At 68.3% G+C, this 18,677-nt stretch carries 17 protein-coding genes; 4 read left to right on the plus strand and 13 right to left on the minus strand.

Annotated features, from left to right (window positions below):
• Positions 1–100 precede the first annotated feature (100 nt).
• From ACWF82_RS05910 to ACWF82_RS05930, 5 genes are all read right to left on the minus strand, one after another.
• A complete protein-coding gene (locus ACWF82_RS05910; protein WP_452498404.1) occupies positions 101–1,465 on the minus strand; it encodes an MFS transporter in 1,365 nt (454 codons plus the stop codon).
• A gap of 90 nt (positions 1,466–1,555) precedes the next feature.
• Positions 1,556–3,187: a TlrC/CarA/OleB/SrmB family ABC-F type ribosomal protection protein gene (locus ACWF82_RS05915; RefSeq protein ID WP_452498406.1), complete on the minus strand. Its 1,632-nt coding sequence runs from the start codon at positions 3,185–3,187 to the stop codon at positions 1,556–1,558.
• 280 nt (positions 3,188–3,467) lie between these two features.
• A complete protein-coding gene (locus ACWF82_RS05920) occupies positions 3,468–4,895 on the minus strand; it encodes a three-helix bundle dimerization domain-containing protein (protein ID WP_452498408.1) in 1,428 nt (475 codons plus the stop codon).
• A 223-nt stretch (positions 4,896–5,118) separates the two neighbouring features.
• Entirely contained in the window at positions 5,119–5,724 is a 606-nt protein-coding gene (locus tag ACWF82_RS05925; protein ID WP_452498410.1) for an HdeD family acid-resistance protein, read from the minus strand.
• Between the two features lie 117 nt (positions 5,725–5,841).
• Complete coding sequence (locus ACWF82_RS05930; protein WP_452498411.1) at positions 5,842–7,350, minus strand: FAD-dependent monooxygenase; 1,509 nt, start codon at positions 7,348–7,350, stop codon at positions 5,842–5,844.
• A gap of 44 nt (positions 7,351–7,394) precedes the next feature.
• On the opposite strand from ACWF82_RS05930, the gene ACWF82_RS05935 reads away from it, so the two are divergent.
• The gene (locus ACWF82_RS05935) at positions 7,395–7,853 is read left to right on the plus strand and encodes a MarR family winged helix-turn-helix transcriptional regulator (protein WP_452498413.1); all 459 of its coding nucleotides are present in this window, start codon (positions 7,395–7,397) and stop codon (positions 7,851–7,853) included.
• Between the two features lie 30 nt (positions 7,854–7,883).
• Here ACWF82_RS05935 and ACWF82_RS05940 read toward each other — a convergent pair whose 3' ends face one another.
• From ACWF82_RS05940 to ACWF82_RS05955, 4 genes are all read right to left on the minus strand, one after another.
• Positions 7,884–9,089: a GNAT family N-acetyltransferase gene (locus ACWF82_RS05940; protein WP_452498415.1), complete on the minus strand. Its 1,206-nt coding sequence runs from the start codon at positions 9,087–9,089 to the stop codon at positions 7,884–7,886.
• Between the two features lie 48 nt (positions 9,090–9,137).
• A complete protein-coding gene (locus tag ACWF82_RS05945) occupies positions 9,138–9,761 on the minus strand; it encodes a maltokinase N-terminal cap-like domain-containing protein (protein WP_452498417.1) in 624 nt (207 codons plus the stop codon).
• 7 nt (positions 9,762–9,768) lie between these two features.
• Complete coding sequence (locus ACWF82_RS05950; protein ID WP_452498419.1) at positions 9,769–11,211, minus strand: S8 family peptidase; 1,443 nt, start codon at positions 11,209–11,211, stop codon at positions 9,769–9,771.
• Between the two features lie 96 nt (positions 11,212–11,307).
• A complete protein-coding gene (locus ACWF82_RS05955) occupies positions 11,308–12,258 on the minus strand; it encodes a hypothetical protein (protein WP_452498421.1) in 951 nt (316 codons plus the stop codon).
• A 725-nt stretch (positions 12,259–12,983) separates the two neighbouring features.
• Here ACWF82_RS05955 and ACWF82_RS05960 point away from each other — a divergent pair.
• Positions 12,984–13,601: a hypothetical protein gene (locus tag ACWF82_RS05960; protein ID WP_452498423.1), complete on the plus strand. Its 618-nt coding sequence runs from the start codon at positions 12,984–12,986 to the stop codon at positions 13,599–13,601.
• Positions 13,602–13,916: 315 nt separating this feature from the next.
• Here ACWF82_RS05960 and ACWF82_RS05965 read toward each other — a convergent pair whose 3' ends face one another.
• Together ACWF82_RS05965 and ACWF82_RS05970 are read right to left on the minus strand one after the other, a co-directional pair.
• The gene (locus tag ACWF82_RS05965) at positions 13,917–14,735 is read right to left on the minus strand and encodes a DUF998 domain-containing protein (protein ID WP_452498425.1); all 819 of its coding nucleotides are present in this window, start codon (positions 14,733–14,735) and stop codon (positions 13,917–13,919) included.
• Positions 14,732–15,589 carry a helix-turn-helix domain-containing protein gene (locus ACWF82_RS05970; RefSeq protein WP_452498427.1) on the minus strand — a complete coding sequence of 286 codons (858 nt, stop codon included), beginning with the start codon at positions 15,587–15,589 and terminating at the stop codon, positions 14,732–14,734. Before ACWF82_RS05970 ends, ACWF82_RS05965 begins: the two co-directional genes overlap by 4 nt.
• Before the next feature lie 98 nt (positions 15,590–15,687).
• Between ACWF82_RS05970 and ACWF82_RS05975 the strand changes: the two genes are divergently transcribed.
• Both ACWF82_RS05975 and ACWF82_RS05980 read left to right on the plus strand, forming a co-directional pair.
• Positions 15,688–16,476: a CPBP family glutamic-type intramembrane protease gene (locus tag ACWF82_RS05975; protein WP_452498429.1), complete on the plus strand. Its 789-nt coding sequence runs from the start codon at positions 15,688–15,690 to the stop codon at positions 16,474–16,476.
• Between the two features lie 138 nt (positions 16,477–16,614).
• The gene (locus tag ACWF82_RS05980) at positions 16,615–17,154 is read left to right on the plus strand and encodes a TerD family protein (protein WP_452498431.1); all 540 of its coding nucleotides are present in this window, start codon (positions 16,615–16,617) and stop codon (positions 17,152–17,154) included.
• Between the two features lie 168 nt (positions 17,155–17,322).
• Here ACWF82_RS05980 and ACWF82_RS05985 read toward each other — a convergent pair whose 3' ends face one another.
• Positions 17,323–17,625: a DUF6506 family protein gene (locus ACWF82_RS05985; protein WP_452498433.1), complete on the minus strand. Its 303-nt coding sequence runs from the start codon at positions 17,623–17,625 to the stop codon at positions 17,323–17,325.
• Positions 17,626–17,766: 141 nt separating this feature from the next.
• Complete coding sequence (locus tag ACWF82_RS05990) at positions 17,767–18,600, minus strand: LysR family transcriptional regulator (protein WP_452498435.1); 834 nt, start codon at positions 18,598–18,600, stop codon at positions 17,767–17,769.
• Between the last annotated feature and the right edge of the window lie 77 nt (positions 18,601–18,677).

Consider the following 18,677-nt stretch of genomic DNA (forward strand, 5'->3'; position numbering starts at 1 on the left):
CCCCGGATCTCGGCTACAGGTAGCACTCATTGAGACGGTGGCCGGTCCGGGAACTCGTCGCTCGCCGCGAAAACTTCTTCGCGACATCCGATTCCGCAGGTCAGGATGATTTCGCCGGGGCAAGTCGAGCGAGGGGTAGCACCAGCAGACCACATGCCGCCACCACAGCACACCCGACCCGTACGCCGTCGCCCGGGCCTGCTGCGGCGATCAGCCCGCCCGCCACCGCGATACCGACCGCCGCGCCCACCTGCCGTGCGGTGGAGGTGATACCGCCCGCGACTCCGGCCCGATCGACGGGCAGCCCGCTCACCGCGGTGTTGGTGATCGGCGCGTTGGCGAATCCGAACCCGGTGCCGACGAGACCGAGGGCCACCAGAAGTACCGCCGTGTCCGTCCCTGCCGCGGCAGGCAACAGTCCACCGGCGGTGAGGAATCCACCCGCCAGCAGCAGGGGCGGCCGGGCACCGACGCGACCGACGAGCACTCCCGACAGCGGTGCACAGACTGTTGCGGCCACCGCCAACGGCAGCGTGATCGCACCCGCAGCGACCGCGCTCATGCCCCGCTCATGCTGCAGATGCCAGGTGCTCAACAGCAAGGTCGTCGTCAGCGCGACGAACACGACGACCGCTGCGGCCACCGCTGCGGTGAACGGCGGCCGCCGGAACAACCGCAGATCCATCAACGGTTCGGTCACCCTGCCCTCGACCCACACGAATCCCCCTGCCGCCACACCGATGCCGAGGTAGCCCAGCATCGCCGCGGTCGACGTCCAGCCGATCCGCGGGCCTTCGATGAGCACCGCGATCCCCGCGCCGACGACCACGACAAGCAGCACCTGCCCCACACCGTCGATCCGCCGCGGACGCTGTCCCCGGGATTCCGGCACCACGAGCACCGTCAGGACAAGGGCGACGACCACGACGGGCACCGCGATCCAGAACACCGACCGCCAGCCGAACCAGTCCACCAGTGCGCCACCGAGCGTCGGCCCGACCGCCATGCTCAGCCCGAACACCGCCGCCCACACCCCGATCGCCCTGGCACGCTGCCGCGGATCGGTGATCGTGGCCACCACGATCGCCAGCGCCACCGGGCTCAGCATCGAGCCACCGATGCCCTGGGCGATCCTGGCCGCGATCAGCACCTCGACGGTCGGCGCGATCGCGCACGCCGCCGACGCGACACCGAAAACCACCAGTCCGAGCCGGAATACGCGGCGCCTGCCGAACCGGTCGGCGAGCGCGCCGGAGGTGATGAGGAAGCTCGCCAGCGCCAGGGTGTAGGCGTCGACGATCCATTCCAGCCCCTGGGTGCCGACGCGCACGCCGTCGGCGATCGCGGGCAGAGCGACGGTGACGATGGTCGCGTCGAGCCCGACGACGAACAGGCTCAGCGAGCACACGGCCAGCACCCTCCAGGGGTGGACGGCGCCGGCCGCGCGCGTGTGGGTGTCCAGCATGGGTGGTCCTCCTCGGATGAGGGCCCGAGTATCGCCACCGCCCATGCGGGTTGACCAGAATCGTTGCCGGAACAGCAAATTCGGCCGAGCCTACGCGGCTGCCTCAGCCACCTCCCCAGCCCGCAGTGCCATCCGGTCCCCGGTGAACCTGCGCCGCAACTGGCGATCGTGGGTGACGATCACCAAGGCGCCCGGAAAGTCGTCGAGTGCCTGCTCGAGCTCCTCGACAAGGGCAGGGGCGAGGTGGTTGGTCGGTTCGTCGAGCAGCAGCAGGTCGGCGGGTTCGGTGACCAGGCGGGCGATCTCGATGCGCCTGCGCTGCCCGTAGGACAGCTCACCGACCCGCAGCGCGAGTTCGGTGGGACGGAACAGGCCGAGGTCGAGCAGGATGTCCGCGTGGTCGTCGGGGTGGCCCGGTCGGCCGGTGGCGAACGCGGTGAGCACGGTCGCCGACGCCGGGTAGCGGGGTGGTTCCTGCCGTAGCCAGCCCACCCGGCCGGTGATCCGCGCGGTCCCGGTATCAGGGCGCAAGTCGCCGGCGAGTACTCGCAACAGCGTGGTCTTGCCCGCGCCGTTCGGCCCGGTCACGAGCAACCGCGCGCCAGATTCGACGCGCAGCGCGGGCAGCGTGAGGCGATCGTCGACGCGGACGCCGGTCAGCTCGGCGACCGGGCCCGCCTGCGCGTCCTCGACCGTGGTGGGCACCGCCGCATGGAATCGCAGCGGATCGATCGGCGCCGCCACCGGATCGGCATGGAGCCGCGCGACCCGCTCTTTGGCGTTGCGGATGCGTGACATCGCACCGTGCCCGCGACCACGCGCCCGGAACGGTCCGGCGGCGAACACAGCCAGCGGCAGTTTCCGTGGAATCGCTTCGAGCCGGATCACATTCGATTCGGCCAGTCGCCTGCTCCGTGCCAGTTCCGCCCGCCAGTCCGCGTATTCCAGTGCGGCCCTGCGCCGTTGGGCCGCTTTCGCCGCCAGGTAGCCGGCGTATCCATCGCCGAAGCGGGCGACCTGCCCGGCATCGACTTCGAGGATGGTGCTGGTGATCCGTTCCAGGAACACCCGGTCGTGGGTCACCGCGACGACCGTGCCCCGATGTTCGCGCAACTGCTGTTCGAGCCAGGCGACCGCGGCGTCGTCGAGGTCGTTGGTCGGTTCGTCGAGCAACAGCAGTTCCGGCCCTGAGGCCAGCGTCGCCGCCAGCGCGAGCCGGGCCTTCTCCCCGCCGGACAGGGTCGAGAGCGGGCGGTCCCGGTCGAGCCCGGGCAGGCCCAGCGCGGCCAGGGCGATGTCGACGCGTGCGTCGGCCAGATAGCCGTCGCGTGCTTCGAACCGGGCGAGCAATACCGCGTAGACGTCCAGCAGCGCCGGATCCCCTTCTGCCAGTTGCTGTTCGGTGCTGCGCAGTTGTGCCTCGAGTGTTCGCAGGTCGGCCAGTGCGTGGTCGATGGCCGCGGCGACGGTCGCGGTGCCGGGCAGGTCGAGTACCTGGGGGAGATAGCCGATGCCACCGGGTGCCGAGACGATCACGCTGCCGTTGTCGGGCTGTTCGGCACCGGCGAGCAGCCGCAGCAGGGTCGACTTCCCTGAACCGTTCTCGCCGATCACGCCGACCGTTTCGCCGGGTGCGACCGACAGCGACACGCTGTCGAGGACAGTGGTGGCGTCGTAGCGCTTGGTGACGTCGTGGAGGGTGAGTTGGGCGGTGCTGGTCATGTCAGCTCCTGTTCTCGGCCCGCGCGAGGCCGCACGAAAGGCCCCGTGCCGGGGCTGGATCGAGGGAGAACGCACGCGGACCTGGCGCGGTGGCGTGCGTGTAGCGGAACGCGGAGCTCAGCTCGACGCGTTCGGCGCGATCACAAGAACAGGAAACCGATACCCATGAGGTCTCCGACCATAACGACAGTCCGCTCGGTTCGCCATCCCTATTTTTCGGGCCTGGAAACGCGAGTGCCGCGCAGCCGTGGGGCTGCGCGGCACCGGGGTGAGCAGTCGGTCAGTTGTAGGAGTTCGCGACTCCGTCGAGCAGGTGCTCGAGTGTGTCGTAGGCGGGCGCGTCGACCACGTCGATCAGGTCGGCCGGGACCGGCACATTCCGTTCGGCGGCGATGGCCGTGAACTGGGCGTTGTCGCCGGTGCGGAAGCCGTGCTCGGCGGCCAGACGCCGCAGCTCGGGGTTCTCGGTGAGCAGCTTGCCGATCGTGTCACCGGTGCCGGTCAGCGGGACAAGGGTGTGGCTCGACAGCACCGTCGGGGTCGGGTAGGTCAGCACCATGTCCGGCTTGATCCGCCCTTCGCCCGCGGCCTCGACGAACTGAGCTTCGTAGATGCAGACCAGCGGCGTCGGGCCCATTCCGTTGGTGAGGTACTGAGTGAACGGGCCGTCGCTGCTGTTGTCGGTGTAGCCCTGGGCGAGGAACAGTTTCGACAGGGCGGGCAGCACATGCTGTTCGGCGGTGGCACCGCGCACGATGGTGTGGTCGTTGGCGACGTAGCTCGCGATCGACAGGTACATGGCGGCGGAGTTGGAGCTGCGCGGGTCGGTGGTCGAGACCAGGATGTTCTTGGCGACCGGGTAGATGGTGTTGTCGGGCAGGTCGTCCCACTGCACGCCGGTGCCTGCGAGTTCCAGGTACCGGTTCATGTCGAAGGTAGCGACCGGGCCGGGCTTGATCACCCCGGACGCGGTCAGCAGGTCCGCGATCGGCCGATAGGTGGCGATCGCGATCGGCGAGGAGAACGGCGTGTACTTGGCGGTGATGTTGCGCTGCCGCTGGATCCGTTCGGCGGCGGGGCTGCTCGACGGGAACGCGAAATCGTATCGACCGAGGTCGACGGTCGTCGCGATCTGGCGCGACCCGGCCGGCTCGACCTCCACCTTCACTCCGTTGTCGGCGAGCAGTTTCACCACGCGCTCGTCCTGGAAGAACGCCATCTTCTCCGAACCGACGACTCCGCGCACGGTGATCGCGGCCGCGACGGGCGTCTCGGCGGGGGCGTCCGCACCGCCCGGCAGCAGGATCACCCCGGCCGCGACCGCGGCGACGACGGTGACCGCACCGATCGACAGCGGTAGCACGCCACGCCTGCTCACCAAGCTCCCGCGCTCCCCGTCGGTTTCGGGCGCGGTGGCCGGTGCCGGGTCCGGGGTGGTGGCGCGGACGGCGGTCGCGGGTGCGGGCACCCGGACGGTCGGTTCGGGATCGGCGAGCTCGGTGCGCACGATCCGCTCGACCAGGATCGGTACGAACTCCCGGATCGGCTTGCCCGCGAACCGATGATGCGCGGCGCCCACCGCCGAGGTCACCTGGTCGGCGGGGACGTTATCGGACAGGTCTTCGACCAGACTCTCGGTCATGCGCCGCATGGCCAGCTCTTCACGCTGGACGGTATCGGCGGCTTCGCCGGGGGTTACGCGCGACACCACATTTCTCCTGGGCTCACATCGGGCTGCGGACGCGGCGCGCAGACCGGGCCCTCCCGTGCGCACGCCGCGGGCCACGCTACCGGCGCGCAGCACAGTTGCCCCAGCTGTGAACGACCCGGCACACAGAGTTCAGCACCCGCTCCGCTGCCCGCAACGTGACGTTGTCCGGGAGTTCGCGTAAACACCGAATCCCGCACTGCCAGTGTGGGATTCACTACTTCTATTCGGTGGCGGCCGATCGGTGGATGACCGCGGTTTCGGTCGGCGCCTGCCGTGCGGCACGCTGTGCCGCGTTCAGCATCCCACCGGCGAGCAGTTCCAGCACGCCGATCACCAGCAGCGCGCTCCCGGCAACCGTCGCCAGCCCGGTGACGGTCTGGAACTTCATGGCGATCATCATGATCCCGATCGCCGCCGTGCCGAGTCCGCAGATTTCGTGCAACCAGCCGTCGGTGACATCAGCGTCCCAGGCCGCGACCAGTGCCTGCACGATGCCGCGGACCGCCCAGCCGATCCCGATCCACAGTGCGAGCAGTTCGATGTTGCCGCCCTCGAAGCCCAGCATCGCCAGGATGACGGTGAGCGCGGCGCTGAGCAGAACCAGTCCCCGCAGCGGCAACGCGATCCGCGCCCGCAGCGCCAGATACGCCTGCACTGCGGCACTGAGCAGCAGCGAGATGCCGAACAGCATGGCCAGCGTCGATTGGCTGCGGCCGGGCCACAGCAGTGTCACGACGCCGAGAACGAGCGAGCACCCGCCGGCGATCAGCATCGCCTGCCGGGTTCGGTCACGCGCCGGTTTCCCCTCCCCGTCGTACACGGGCATGGCCCCACACTATGCCCGCGACATCGGATAGCCGTAGATTTGCCCTGGCGTGCCGCCCGGCAGGTGCTCACGAGCCGGCGGCCGGCGCTCAGCGGGTGACCCTGGCACGGTCCGGGTTCAGGGTGCGCCCAGCCATTGCTCCAGGGCAGCGGCCAGCGCGTCGTGGGACAGGGATGTGCTGGTGGGGTTGACCCAGGCGACGTAACCGTCGGGTCGAACGAATACCGCGTCACAGGCGGGGACCTCGCCGAAGACGGGCATGTTCCAGCTGCGCCGCGGGACTTCCGCCTCGATGTAGTCCACGCGATCCGCCCATGGGGTGGGGACACCGGCCAGGCTGTCGGCTCCGAGGTTGATCAGTAGCGGTCGCGCTGGGCGCAGGAGGTCGAAAACCGTTGTGGTGCTCGCTTTCCTGGAGAGAGTCAGGTTGGGCATGCGCCGGCCCAGGAGTGGGTGGGTATCGCCGAGTGGGTAACGCAGGTTCAGTCCGCTCAGGATCCCACTCAGGTGCAAGCAGGTTTCGGGGACCGCGAGCATGTCGGTTACCACCGCGCGCAGGGCGTCGTTCTGGGTGCCGGGTTTGATCAGCGCCGTTTGTGCCTTGGTCAGTTGCAGGACGGTGGCCGCGATCGGGTGCCGTTCCTGGTTATAGGTGGCCAGCAGGGTATCGGGTGCGTTGCCGTTGAGCACGGCGGCTAGTTTCCAGCCCAGGTTCACCGCGTCCTGGACCCCCAGGTTCAGGCCCTGGCCACCGATCGGCGAATGGGTGTGCCCGGCATCGCCGGCCAGGAACACTCGTCCGTGCCGGTAGTCGGTGATCTGACGGAATCCGTCGGAGAACCGCGACATCCATCGAGCCTCGCTCAGGCCGTAGTCGGTGCCGAGTCCGTCGCGCATGACCGCACGAAGCTCATCGAGGGTGACCGGCGCGGCGCGGTCGACCGGCGAGGTGGTGCGCATCATGCTCAGGCGGAACCAGCCCGGTTCGGCCCGCGAGATCTGGTAGGTGCCGATGCGTTCGTTGCGCCCGAAGACACCGCGCCCGTCGGGCGGGGAATCGAGCCGCACATCCCCGACCACCCACCAGGACACGGGTTCATCGCCGGGGAACGGGACCTGGCAGAGACGTCGCACCGCGCTGTGACCGCCGTCGGCACCGACGAGGTAGTCCGCGCGGATCGTGGCGGGCCCGGCAGGACCTTCCACGGACACCTCGACCGCGTGCTCGTCCTGGTGTAGGTCCACCACAGTGGTGGACCATTCGAATCGGGCGCCCAGTTCGCGAGCGCGGGCGGTGAGGATTCGTTCGGTCTGGTGTTGCGGAAGGATCATCGCCGAGGGCCAGCCGGGATCGAGAACCTGTGGGGCCATGGGGATTCCGGAGAACAGCACGCCCGGCAAGGTCTTGCCGAGGCGCTGGAATTCCTCGGCAAGTCCGCGCTGGGCGAGGATCTCGACGCTGCGGGCGTTGATGCCGGGGGCGCGGGACTCGCCGACGGTGCCGGACGCGCGGCGCTCCACCACGACCACGTCCACGCCGCCCAGGCGCAGCTCGGCGGCCAGCATGAGTCCGGTCGGACCGGCGCCCGCGATGACCACTTGGGCTGTCGAAGCATTAGAGTTCATAGGGTCCTATGTAACGCTAGATAGGATCCTATGTAAAGGGAGTTATGACGCCGCTCACCACACCCAGCCTCGCTCAGCTGATCAATCGCGCCGCCCGTGCCTTCGCTCGCGATGCGGACAACGCGCTCAAGCCCCTTGGCCTGCGCTACGCGCAAGTGCCCGTGCTCGCGCTGCTGCACGAGGGCCCGGAGCTGACCCAGAAAGAACTGGCCGAGGCCACCGGGATCGAACAGCCCTCCATGGCGCAGTTGCTCACCCGCATGGACCGCGACGGGCTCATCCGCCGCACACCCCACCCGCGCGACGCACGAAGTCAGGCCATCGCGTTGGCCCCCGGAACCGACGCGCAGCTGGCCGAGGCGGGCGAAAGCTTGACCGCCCTCAACGCCCGCGCCGTAGCAGGATTCACCCCTGAGGAGGTCGCCACGCTGAAGCACCTGCTGGCTCGTGTCGGAGACAATCTCGACCGGAAGAAGGACGCAGCCACCAACCCTGCGCAGTAGTGCCGTACTCGTTGCGCCTTCGAGGGCGCGTCAGAAGAACCAGCCGAGTTCGGGCGCGCGATCGGTGGTGAACGCTTCGTCGAAGTCCCGCAGCGCGGCGGGCGCATCGACTCGGATCCGATGCGCGGCGGCGAGGTTTTTGGCACGGTGCGCGCCGAAGTACAGGGCGCCGAGCACGGTGATGTCGAAGCCGAGCTCGGCGGGCCGCGTGGTGGGTTCGCATTCGGCGATGCCGTCGCGAATCCGCAGCGTGAAGGTGCCGCCCGCCGACCGGAACGGGTCGTGGACCGACAGCACCGTGTCGACGTCGTGGCGGTAGGTGCGCGCGGTCAGGGCTGCGGGAATGTCCATGAGCCGCGCCCACAGTGCGTCCCCGCGGTCGGTCACCCGAACAGCACGTGGGTCGGTGAGCAGGTACGGCAGCGGATCGTCGTCGGCGATCTCGACTTCCACCGCGTCGATCAGGTCCATGCCGAGCAGCACCCGCCACAACGCGGCGTGGGCGTCGGGGGTGAGGGCCCGGTACTCCCACACGATCGCGACGGAGCGCTGATCGTGGTAGCGCCGCCGGTACAGGGCGTAGCCGTCGGGGTGGATCAGCGCGAACAGCGAGGTGGCGCCGCCGCGCTGGCGTTCCACATCGGCGAAGAACAGGTCCCACTTGGGTTCGGGCCGCACCTGCGCGCCGGGCACCGTCCGCCGCCAGCGCTCGTACACCTCCCGGATATGCGGTGCGGCCTCGGCGAGGGTCACCAACGAGACACCACCGGGATCGGGTGTGGTCGAACGGAATTCGGCCCGCCGCCGATCGATGGAGATCCTGGTGGCGAGGATCGCGGTGTCGTATCCGAACCGCCCGTAGATCGTGCCCTCGCTGGCGGTGAAGATCGTCAGCGGCAGCCCGTCGGCCTCGGTCCGCTCGTGCTGCGCGGCATACAGTTCCCGCAGGATCCCGCGCCGCCGATGCGTCGGCGCGACCGCCACTCCGGACACACCGCACGCCTGCACGGTGCGCTCCCCCGGCACGGTCACCGTCATCGTCAGATCGACCGTGTGCCCCACGATCCGACCATCGTCGACCGCGACCAGCGACCGCTCGACCGGAAACAACTCCCCGTGGTGCCGACGTTCGTCCTCCCCGAGCCGAACCCCGAACCCGGCTTCCTGCAACCCGATGATCGCGGCCCGATCCTCGCCGGTAGCCGACCGCACAGTGAAGCTCTTCGCCGATGCCATCCCCGTACCATCCCACGCCCACCCACCCCCGCACATCCCATTTTCCGGCTAACCGGCAACCACCCGTACCACCTCGACCAGCCTCTGTCCCTGGTCAACCGACGCGACCGGCGCGGCAACCGAACCCACCACACCGGGTGCCGGTACGACCGGCCTACGGCTGAAGCGCAACACGATTCCGCCGACACTGACGTCGGTGCCGGTCCCATCGTCGACGCTGCCGAGCATCTCGCCACCGGTTGACGGCAGCTCCGCCCGCCTGATCATCACCGCCGTGTCGACGCTGTCGCTGTGATGCTGCGCTTGCGCCGACACTCGCCCCGCCACGAGGTCGAGGACCGCACCGACCGCAACAGGATCACTCGCGCCGTCGTAGATCCAGCGACGCCCGAGGACGCCGTGCTCGGCTGTCCCGAGCAGCGCACCGTCGCCACCGGGTATCGGGACACCGCGATAGGCGAGCGGAACGCTGTACAACATCGAGCCGGTTTCCGACTCGTCCCTCAGCAACAGGAACTCGATTCCCACTTCTCCATCGGCGTCGTCGAGCCGGAATCCGCCGACCTTGCCGAGCTGGGGTGTCGTGCCCAGGTACCACTTCCGGCCGGGCAGCCACGCGGCGATGAGCTCTAGCTTGCTCGGGGTGAGGGTCGTCTGGTGGATGACTGCCATGGGTGCGCTATGTCCGTCCGAGCATGGCGCGCAGGTCTGGGAGGGTGCCGATGCGCTGGGTGGTGGGGCGGCCGGGGGCCGCGGTTTGTGGTGAGCCGGTGGCGCGCAGAAGGGACCTGATCTGTTCCGGTGTAGCGCGGGATGCTCGCATGCCCTGATAGGCGGCGATGGCGCCGACGACGATCGGGGACGCGCTCGAGGTTCCGCTGAATTCGTCGGTGTACCAAAGGTCTTCGTCGGCGCCGCCTTGGAGGTCGCCGTAGCCGGTGGTGGTGACCTCACGGCCCCAGCCCTGGGCATCCAGGCGGGCACCGTAGTTGGAGAACGGGAGGCGGGAGCGGGCGGGGCCGTGGTCGCGGCCGTGCAGGCCCGGTGGTGGGGCGCCCGCGCCGACGAGGACGGCGCCGGAGTCGGTGTCGCCGCCGCGGAACGGGTTGTGCCAGGTCGCTGGGAAATCGCCGGGGCGCGCGTCATAGACGGGATCGTCGAGATTCTCGTTCCCGTTGCCCGCGGCCTCGACGACGACGATGCCGCGGCCGACGGCGTATCGGATGGCGGCGAAATCATCGGGCCACCATTCGACGGCGATGTAGCCGCGCTGGTCGGGTTGACTCCGGTAGTCGAATCGGGGCCCGGGACGGTGCAGTTCGATGAGCAGGACATCACCGGGATCGAGAGCATCGGCCGCCGAGCGAATCGCGGTGGCCGAGCCGATCCCGAAGATCGAGATCGCCCTGATATGAGCTTCGGGCGCGATCCCGGTGACACCGAAGCCGTTGTGATCGCCGCTGATCTCCCCCGCGACGGCGGTGCCGTGGTTGCGCCAGCCGATATCGGCCGAGGAGGTTCCGCCGATCACGCCGCCTTGGTTCTGCCGCAGGTCTTCGTGGGTGAATCGCCAGGCACCCTCCACATCGATCACCCGGACCCCGGTGCCGAGCCCGCCGGGCCGGGTATGCGCCCACGCCGCGTCGATCCCGGTCGGCGCGGCATCCAGATAGCCCTGCCTGCTGCGGTAATCGGGTGTCAGGGCAGGTGCGTCCGGCGCGACGGTGTTCTCGGCCAGTGGCGCGAGGGGCGGTTCGGCCGCGGGCTTCACGTAGGCGGCGGCGACGGTGTCGTCGTGGCGCAGCCGATCCGCGAGTGCCGCGAGATCGCTCACCGCACCGCGCACCGAGTAGTAGCTGAGGTACTCCCCGGCGACCGCGGCCTGCGGGGTGTCGGCCAGTCGCGCCGCCAGCCGGTTGTCCGGCCCGAAGATCGGAACCAGGTGCGCGTCGGCGGGGAGCAGTTCGTCGACGTGGGTGCGCACGGAACGGTTCTCACGCAGCGCTATCGGCGTGATCGCGGTGGCGGTCGGCGTGGTGACGACGACCAGTTCGGCCGGCGAGACCGCGGGGCCGGGCACCCCTGGTCGCCGCTGCCTGCTGGGTCGAGCGGTGGAAGCCATGGCTACCAGTGAACAGTGCGCCGCGCCGAGCCGCCACCATTGCGCCACAACCGGATTCGCGACACGCCGGACCCGTCGGCCGAAGCCGATCGGCGATCACTCGCCCGCAGGTTGTAGTGTCCGGCTCGCCAGGAGTTCGTCGAGTTGACGCTCGGCACGTTCGGCGCGCGCGAGGGTCTGTTGACGGGCGTCGTCCAGCGCGGCCAATCGTTGCGCGGTCTCGGTCCGCAGCTGGTCGAGGGCGGCGGCCGATTCGACGCGTCGTTGTTCGGCCTCCGCCGCGGTGGTGCGGCGAAGCTCGGCGAGCTCGGCACGGGTGCGATCGAGTTCGGTTCGGGTGGTGTCGAGTTCGGTCCGAGCCCGGCGCCACTCCTCGCGCGCTTCGGCGGCGGCTTCCACCCGTTCGGCGGTGGCTTGTTCGGCGCGTTCGGTGGCGCGGTCTGCGTCGGCGGCACGCTGGATCGCCAGATCCCGTTCGGCGTTCGCGGCGGCGATCCGCGCTTCGGCATCCCGGCGTTGGTGCGCGACCTCGGCATCGGCCTGCTGCTGGGCGCGTGCAATGCTGTCGGCCGCGTCCTGCTGTGCGGCATCGACCTCGTCGGCCGCCTTCCGTTGCGCGGCACGCACTTCGGCCTCGGCCTCGCTGCGCGCGGCGAAGACGTCGTCGGCCGCCTGTTTGCTGAGTTGCTCCACCGAGGCCAGCACTTCATCCCTGACGGCAAGCGCTTCCGTCACCGCCTGTTCGGCTTCCTCGGCGGCGATCGCCGCCTCCTGCGCCACCGATTCGGCCAGTGCCCGCCCTTCCTCGGCGTCCCGGCGCGCCTGTTCGGCAGTGACGGTAGCCATCTCGGCCTCGGCGATCCGCCGCGCGGCATCCGCCTGCACCGCCTGGACCTGCGCTTCCGCCACCGACGGGTCGCCCAGTGCCTGCAGCTCCGCGACCGCCGCAGTGAGCGTGGTCCCCAATTGTTCGGCGAGTCCACGGAACTGACCGAGCAGCTCGTCAGCCCGCAACCGCGCCACCGTCACCGGCCCCTGAGTCGTCACAGTGACGGAATCCCCCGCACTCTCCGACTCCTGTTGTAACCGTTGCCGTTCACGCCAGGCGCGCCATCGCGTGTGGTCCGGATGATCGCAGTACTCGGACGGACGACCCGGGCCACCGCCGCGGGTAATGGGACGGGCACAGCCCGGATAGTTGCAGACGCTCGACACCGGAGAATCGTAACGTTTGTTTCGTCATTTCCCTACGAATTAGACGAAACGAAAACCGTGTCGGCCCTTGGGAACTCGAATCGCCAGGGTGTCCAGCTGACCGCCGATAAGTGAACATTATCGGCGGTCAGACATCTAGGTTGTTGCCGAACACCTCGGATTATTTCCGTTTCCGTTTGGTTGGCACCAACGCTACGTATCTACAACGGAACATAGCGAAAACTGTGCTCGGTGGTACGGGCGTCCACAACAGTGTGAGGCCTCACCTGAAGTGGCGGATTCTCGACCAATCTGGCGAAAGCACTGCGAGTTCTCATCCAAAGCACTCATATCGGCGACCACTACCGCGCCTGCACAGCCCGGATCCCCGGCCGACCGACGATCAAGGTCTATCCCGACTCGGCCAGCCCAAGACGTTCGCCGACGCGCTCGGTTACCACGGCGATCTACTCCGACTCTGGACCGATGTCCATCGAGACGCACGGGTGCGCTCAATGCACAGCCGCTGATGCCGGGTGACACTGGGGGCACGACCGCGCTGAGGGTACTGTGGCCGGGTGAATTATCCAGGGGGACCAGCACATCCACACGCTCAGCAACCGCCATACCCGGGTCGCGGCTATCAGGGCAACCAGCTGCCCCCGCAGCCGGGACCGGGGTACCCGCGGCCGCCGTACCCGGCACCGGGAATCGCGGGATATTCGCAGCCCCGGCCGCCTAAACGCAACAAGGGCTTGATCATCGGCGCGGTGATCGGCGTGGGCGTTCTCGGCGCGGCGGTGATCGGCGCGATGGTGTATCGCGGCGTCACCGACCCGCACGGCCGCAGTGAGATCGCCGATCTGACGGTCGGCCGGTGCGTCGACCAACCGTCGACGACCGGCACCGTCTACAGCCTGACGACACGATCGTGCGATCAACCACACGACGGCGAGGTACTCTACGTCGGCCACCTCACCGAGTGGACGAACGAGACCGCCGCCCGCGAAGCGGGAAAAACCCTCTGCCTCACCCACACGGCCCCGATCATCGAAGCCATCGAGGCCTCTTCGGTCCTCGAAATCATGTCCTACGCACCGGCCGACGAGGCATCCTTCCGCAAGTCCAACTCCGTCCAGTGCGTCGCCTGGGCCACGCCCGGAGTCAGACTGAAGGCACCCCTCACCGGCCGCTGACTCTGATCGCCGTGCAACCAGTTCAGGCCCACACACCAGAACCATCCACCGTCGAGAGCCAATAGCTGCCCCGACATGTCCCCTCCCCGTGGCGCCAGTCCCTGTGCCGGGGTAGGTGGCGACCAACTCCCGAGCCAAGCGCGACGGTCGTCGTAGGGCAGGTGCGGGTTGGCGCCGTGCCTGCGTGGCGTGGCCAGAGCAGCGAGCTCTCGTGCCTTCTCCTCGTCCACGCGATTCCGTTGAAGATGGCGGTCCTCCAATGCAGCCCGAACCATATCTCAGTCCGCCGGCTGCGCGTCCAGGCTTACCCGAGGTTCACCGAGTTGGCGCAAGATGCACGCGCGGGACTGATCTGCTCAGGCGGATCGCCAGCAAGGCAACCCAGATGCCGCCGGCAAAGATCCCGATTCGTTCGATGAGCCCTGCTGGTCCCCCGTCGACCAATTTGGCGATGAGGACGAAGACGACATAGGAGGTGGCGACCAGCAGGCCGGTGGCAACCGAATACCGGTACCAGCCGCGACTGTCGAACGCCGCATCGCGCCGTGCCAGAACGAAGCAAGCCGCAGTCAGCGACGTGAACTGCACCAGACCTAGGAGAATATGAACGGCGCCGTGGATGGTCAGCGCTTCGGACGCTCCTGCTGGATAGCCTAGCGACGGGTCGGGAAGGATAGGCCCGATGGCGAAGAAGGTGAAGCCATAGATGCCGAGCAGGATGGGCCCCCAGGTGGAACCACGTCCTGAACGCAGAACCTGCCTCATCCCGATGGCAAAAGCGAGCAGGAGCGTTCCGGTGACGATGTAGTTGGTTATTTGCATCCACCCACCCGGCCCCAGTTCGAGGTTGCTGTCAGGGACCACCCAGGGGTTGTAGTCAGGGCGTATAGCCCCGAGGACGAGAACGACAACTATGTTGAACAGCGGAGCGACGACACCGCAAGCCAGCAGCAGTCTCGTCACCGCCGACTCTTCTCCGATACGTGCTGAGGTTTGGGCTGTCTGTGGCTTCGCAGGGCGAAGGGTGTCGGTCACGACACGTGTCCTCTCGTCGTCGATCGGGGTGAAGGTTCGAGTTGCGTTCGGCTCGCCGACCGCACCCGAGGTGATCACCACTATCGACCGATCGGTCACCCCGGAGATTGGAAAAATGTTCCCCAGGCCCGGTACCGATCCAGGGCGATGACAGGCAGGCTGTCCGCGTGCAGCGCCCCCGGTGTGCGGTCCGCGAAGATCGCCACATCCCGGCACAGATGAGCCTGATCGGTGTAACCACACACCGCAGCGACGTCGGCAGCGGGCCGCCCGGCCAGCAAACCGACGACCGCGCACCGGAATCGGACCAGCATCGACGCCCGCTTGGGTGTCAGACCGATCTGAGATTCGAACCTCGCCCACAGCCGTTTACGGCTCCATCCGAGGGATTCGGCGAGCTCGCCGACCTTCACCTGGCCACCGGAGGCGAGGACGCGATGCCAGGCGGCGACCACCTCGGGATCCGGCGTCCGCATCGGCCTGTCGCACTGCGCCAGAAACGATGTCGTCAGTGCGAACCGTTCCTCCCACGTCCCGGCGTCCGCGAGTCGCTCGCGCAGTCGCCGAACCTGCGATCCCCACAGGTCCTCCAACGGGACAACGCCACGGCCCAGATCGTTTGCGGCGATACCCAGCAGGGAGTGCGCCCGGATCGGCGACATGCGAACCTCCACACACTCGGCCTGCCTGCTCCGAATGCGCATGGCCGCCATGGGAAGTCCCACGGCGAAACCGCCCAGTGCCTGTCGCCCACCAGCGTCGTCGACAATCAGGTCGCGACCCCCGAACTCGATCACCACGGCGACCGCCGTCGTCGCGGCAACCCGCAAGTCCAACCCGGCGCCACCCACATCGCGGTATCCGATGATCGCGGCACCCGACGGCGCGGCAGGGGACGGACCCGCGAAGTCCCAACCAACACCGGGCCCACAGCCGATATCCGCAACTCCCACCCGGTCCAGGCTACGGAAACGTGAAAGCCCTGCGCAGCGCCGACACGATGACCAGCACCATCAGCCCGAGACCGACTGCGAACAGCTATGTTGCCCACATGAGCACGCCAGAAACCGTGGTGTCCGCCACGGGAACCCGTCGTCGCCTGACCTACCCGATGTTCGCGCTGGTCGTGATCGTCTATCTCGCGATCATCCAGCTCGGTGGCCTGCTGATGACGGAACTCACCGGTGCGGACGACTTCCTCTCCACGCGCGCGGTGTTCTTCGGCATGATCATCCCGCTGGGTGTGGCACTGGCCTTCACCTACGGCGTGATCGCCTACCTGGGCTGGGTACGGCCGGTCTTGCACGACGACCGACCGACCCGGTCGTGGGTGCGGATCGTGCCGATCACCTTCGTCGTCGCGGTCGTCTTCGGCATCAACTACAGCGCACTGGCCGACAAGGGACTGCTGTATGTGCTGGTGCTGCTGATCGCCACCCAGTTCGTCGGCTGGGGTGAGGAAGGCATGTTCCGTGGCATCGGCGTGCTGGTGTTGCGCGATCACGGGCTCACCGAGAGCCGGGTCGCGTTGTGGTCGAGCATCGTGTTCGGCGCGGTGCACCTGGCCAACGGGGTGACCCACGGTGTCAGCGCGCTGCCGCAGGCGATCATCGTCAGCCTGGCCGGGTATTTCTTCTATCTGACTCGCCGGGTCAGCCGCGGCAACACGGTCAACTCCGTGCTGCACGGCCTGTTCGACTTCACCCTGCTCACCGGAACGGTCATCCTCGCCGATCAGACCATGTATCCGGGCACCCTGCTGCCGATTCTGGTCTACCCGCTGCTGGCGATCGTGCTGCTCGTCAAGCGCCACAGCATCGAACCGTCCACGGCTTCCTGACCAACAAAGCCGACGAAACCTGTTCCCCCGAACCGCCACTCGGTTTGCGGAGGCCGGGTCCGTCCGGCATGTTTGCGGGTAGGCCCGCCGGGGGATCCGGACGGCAACCGGCCGAAGCAACTCGACCAGGAGCGTCACATGCCCGGAGCAGTCCCCCACACCGCACTCACCCACATCACTGTGGGTCTGGGCTGGGATCCCGTGCGCGCAGCCAAGTTCCGGCGCCGCGCGAAAGACATCGACCTCAACGTGGCCGCGCTGTCGTTCATCGGAACACGCTTCGCCGACATCGCCTTTCACGAACAACTGACCTCGCGAGACGGCGCCATCCGCCACCTCGGTGACAGCCTGGACGGCGTCGGCGACGGAGACGACGAGATCATGGTGCTCGACCTGACCCGGCTGGCCCCGGACGTCACTACCGTCGTGCTCCTCATCACCTGCTACACCGGACAACGATTCGAGCAGATCGAGAACGCCTTCACCCGTGTCAGCGACAGTGTCACCGGCACCGAACTGGCACGGATCGACCTGGCCGCCGCCCGCTCCCACACCGGCCTCGTCCTCGGCAAACTGCACCGCCCCCACAATGATTGGCAGTTCACCCTCATCGCCGAGCCCATCTCGGCAGAACACGTCGTCGACGCCGTCCCCCACCTCACCGCCTACCTGAACTGAACCGCGACGGTTCTCGTCGCAGGCCGTCGCGCGGCGTGGGTCGCCCGCAAGCGTCTAGCAGTGGCACCGCCGACCCGACCGATGATCATTGTGTGATTTGGCAATCGGGGGGCTCGGGCCCATACACGGACCGTGGGCGGGGCAAGGCCAGGATAAATGGCTGACCAGTCAGTGGTCGGCGAACAGCGCGTGCACCTGGTCGACGGCTTCGGTGCCGTAGGCCACGGCGCCCACCGGAACCGCTCCCTGGACCGCCTCGATCACCCGGGCGGTCCAGACGGGGCCGAAACCACCGCACAGCTCGATCAACTGCGCGCCGCCGGCGACCAGTCGCCGCGCTACATCGACCACCTGGCTCGGATCGTTCACTCCGACGAATACCGAGCGGCAGCCGGGAGTTTCGACGACCGTTTCCCGAGCCGGATCACTGCCGGACGCGGTGTAGATGAATCCCCATGCGGTGAGCGCCATCTCGGTACCTCTCGAAGTGTGGTTGGGTCGCGCGCTAGTGCGCGACCCGATCGCTCTCCAGCTGAGCCGATCGCCGGGCGTCCTGTCCACGAGGCGGCACCGGATGAGCCTGTGGCGGAACCGCACACGCCAGGTCAGCCGCTATCTCGCGGTAAAGCGGGCAGCGGCGGAATCCGCGGTGTTCCAGACGAGGGCGTAGCGGATGCGGGCGGCCTCGGCGGCAAACGGAATCCACGACAACCCGTCGCCGGGGCGGACATCCCAGGCCGGGCGGAGAGCGAGGACATTGCCTCCGAAACCGAGTTCGGCGGTGAACAACGCTCGGCGCGGCGAACTCTCGCGAATCGCCGCGGGCTGCCAGCCCGCGCGCGTCCAGGATTCGCGGACGGCGTCGTGGTAGCCCGGCGCCGCCGAACGCGCGAACCACAGCAGTGCGCTGCCATCGAGGTCGGTCCATCGCAGTGCCTGCTGCTGTGCCAGCCGATGCCCGTCCGCTACCACTACACCGAGCTCGACATCGGCGACGACCGCATGCTCCAGTCCAGCCAGGTCGGCGGGCAGCAGGAGCACCCCGGCGTCGAGGGTTCCCGCCCGCAGCGCCGAAAGCTGTTCCGCGGTCTGCATATCGGTGATCTCGGCGACCGGATCACCCGCGGCCTGCCAGATCGCCGCCGCGAACTGGGGCGGCGCTCCGGGCGTCACAGCGACATGAAGAGCATGGCTCTCCCGCACCGCACGCTGTGCCCGGCGCGTAGCGTCCACCGCTGCCCGCGCGTGCGGCACCAGTCGCAGACCGGCTGGTGTCACCGACATTCCCGCCGCGGTGCGCACGAACAGTGCCGCACCGAGCTCGCGTTCCAGCGCGATGATCTGCTGGCTCAGCGAGGTTGGCCGGATCCCGACCAGGTCGGCGGCCCTGGTGAGATTGCGCTCCTCGGCCACCGCGAGGAAATACCGCAACTGTCGCAACTCCACCCGACGACGCTAACGCACTTCAGCGGTCGACCGGGCCCTCACCCTCGCCCAGCACGGTCTCCAGCTCGGCGACCACG

The sequence above is a fragment of the Nocardia sp. NPDC055053 genome, assembly GCF_053608285.1.

Coding starts and splice junctions, on each gene's coding strand:
- ACWF82_RS05925 (WP_452498410.1), bottom strand. CDS start 5,724: ATGCCCGTGTACGACGGGGAGGGGAAACCGGCGCGTGACCGAACCCGG.
- ACWF82_RS05980 (WP_452498431.1), top strand. CDS start 16,615: ATGCCCGGAGCAGTCCCCCACACCGCACTCACCCACATCACTGTGGGT.
- ACWF82_RS05910 (WP_452498404.1), bottom strand. CDS start 1,465: ATGCTGGACACCCACACGCGCGCGGCCGGCGCCGTCCACCCCTGGAGG.
- ACWF82_RS05985 (WP_452498433.1), bottom strand. CDS start 17,625: ATGGCGCTCACCGCATGGGGATTCATCTACACCGCGTCCGGCAGTGAT.
- ACWF82_RS05950 (WP_452498419.1), bottom strand. CDS start 11,211: ATGGCTTCCACCGCTCGACCCAGCAGGCAGCGGCGACCAGGGGTGCCC.
- ACWF82_RS05975 (WP_452498429.1), top strand. CDS start 15,688: ATGAGCACGCCAGAAACCGTGGTGTCCGCCACGGGAACCCGTCGTCGC.
- ACWF82_RS05945 (WP_452498417.1), bottom strand. CDS start 9,761: ATGGCAGTCATCCACCAGACGACCCTCACCCCGAGCAAGCTAGAGCTC.
- ACWF82_RS05930 (WP_452498411.1), bottom strand. CDS start 7,350: ATGAACTCTAATGCTTCGACAGCCCAAGTGGTCATCGCGGGCGCCGGT.
- ACWF82_RS05915 (WP_452498406.1), bottom strand. CDS start 3,187: ATGACCAGCACCGCCCAACTCACCCTCCACGACGTCACCAAGCGCTAC.
- ACWF82_RS05940 (WP_452498415.1), bottom strand. CDS start 9,089: ATGGCATCGGCGAAGAGCTTCACTGTGCGGTCGGCTACCGGCGAGGAT.
- ACWF82_RS05935 (WP_452498413.1), top strand. CDS start 7,395: ATGACGCCGCTCACCACACCCAGCCTCGCTCAGCTGATCAATCGCGCC.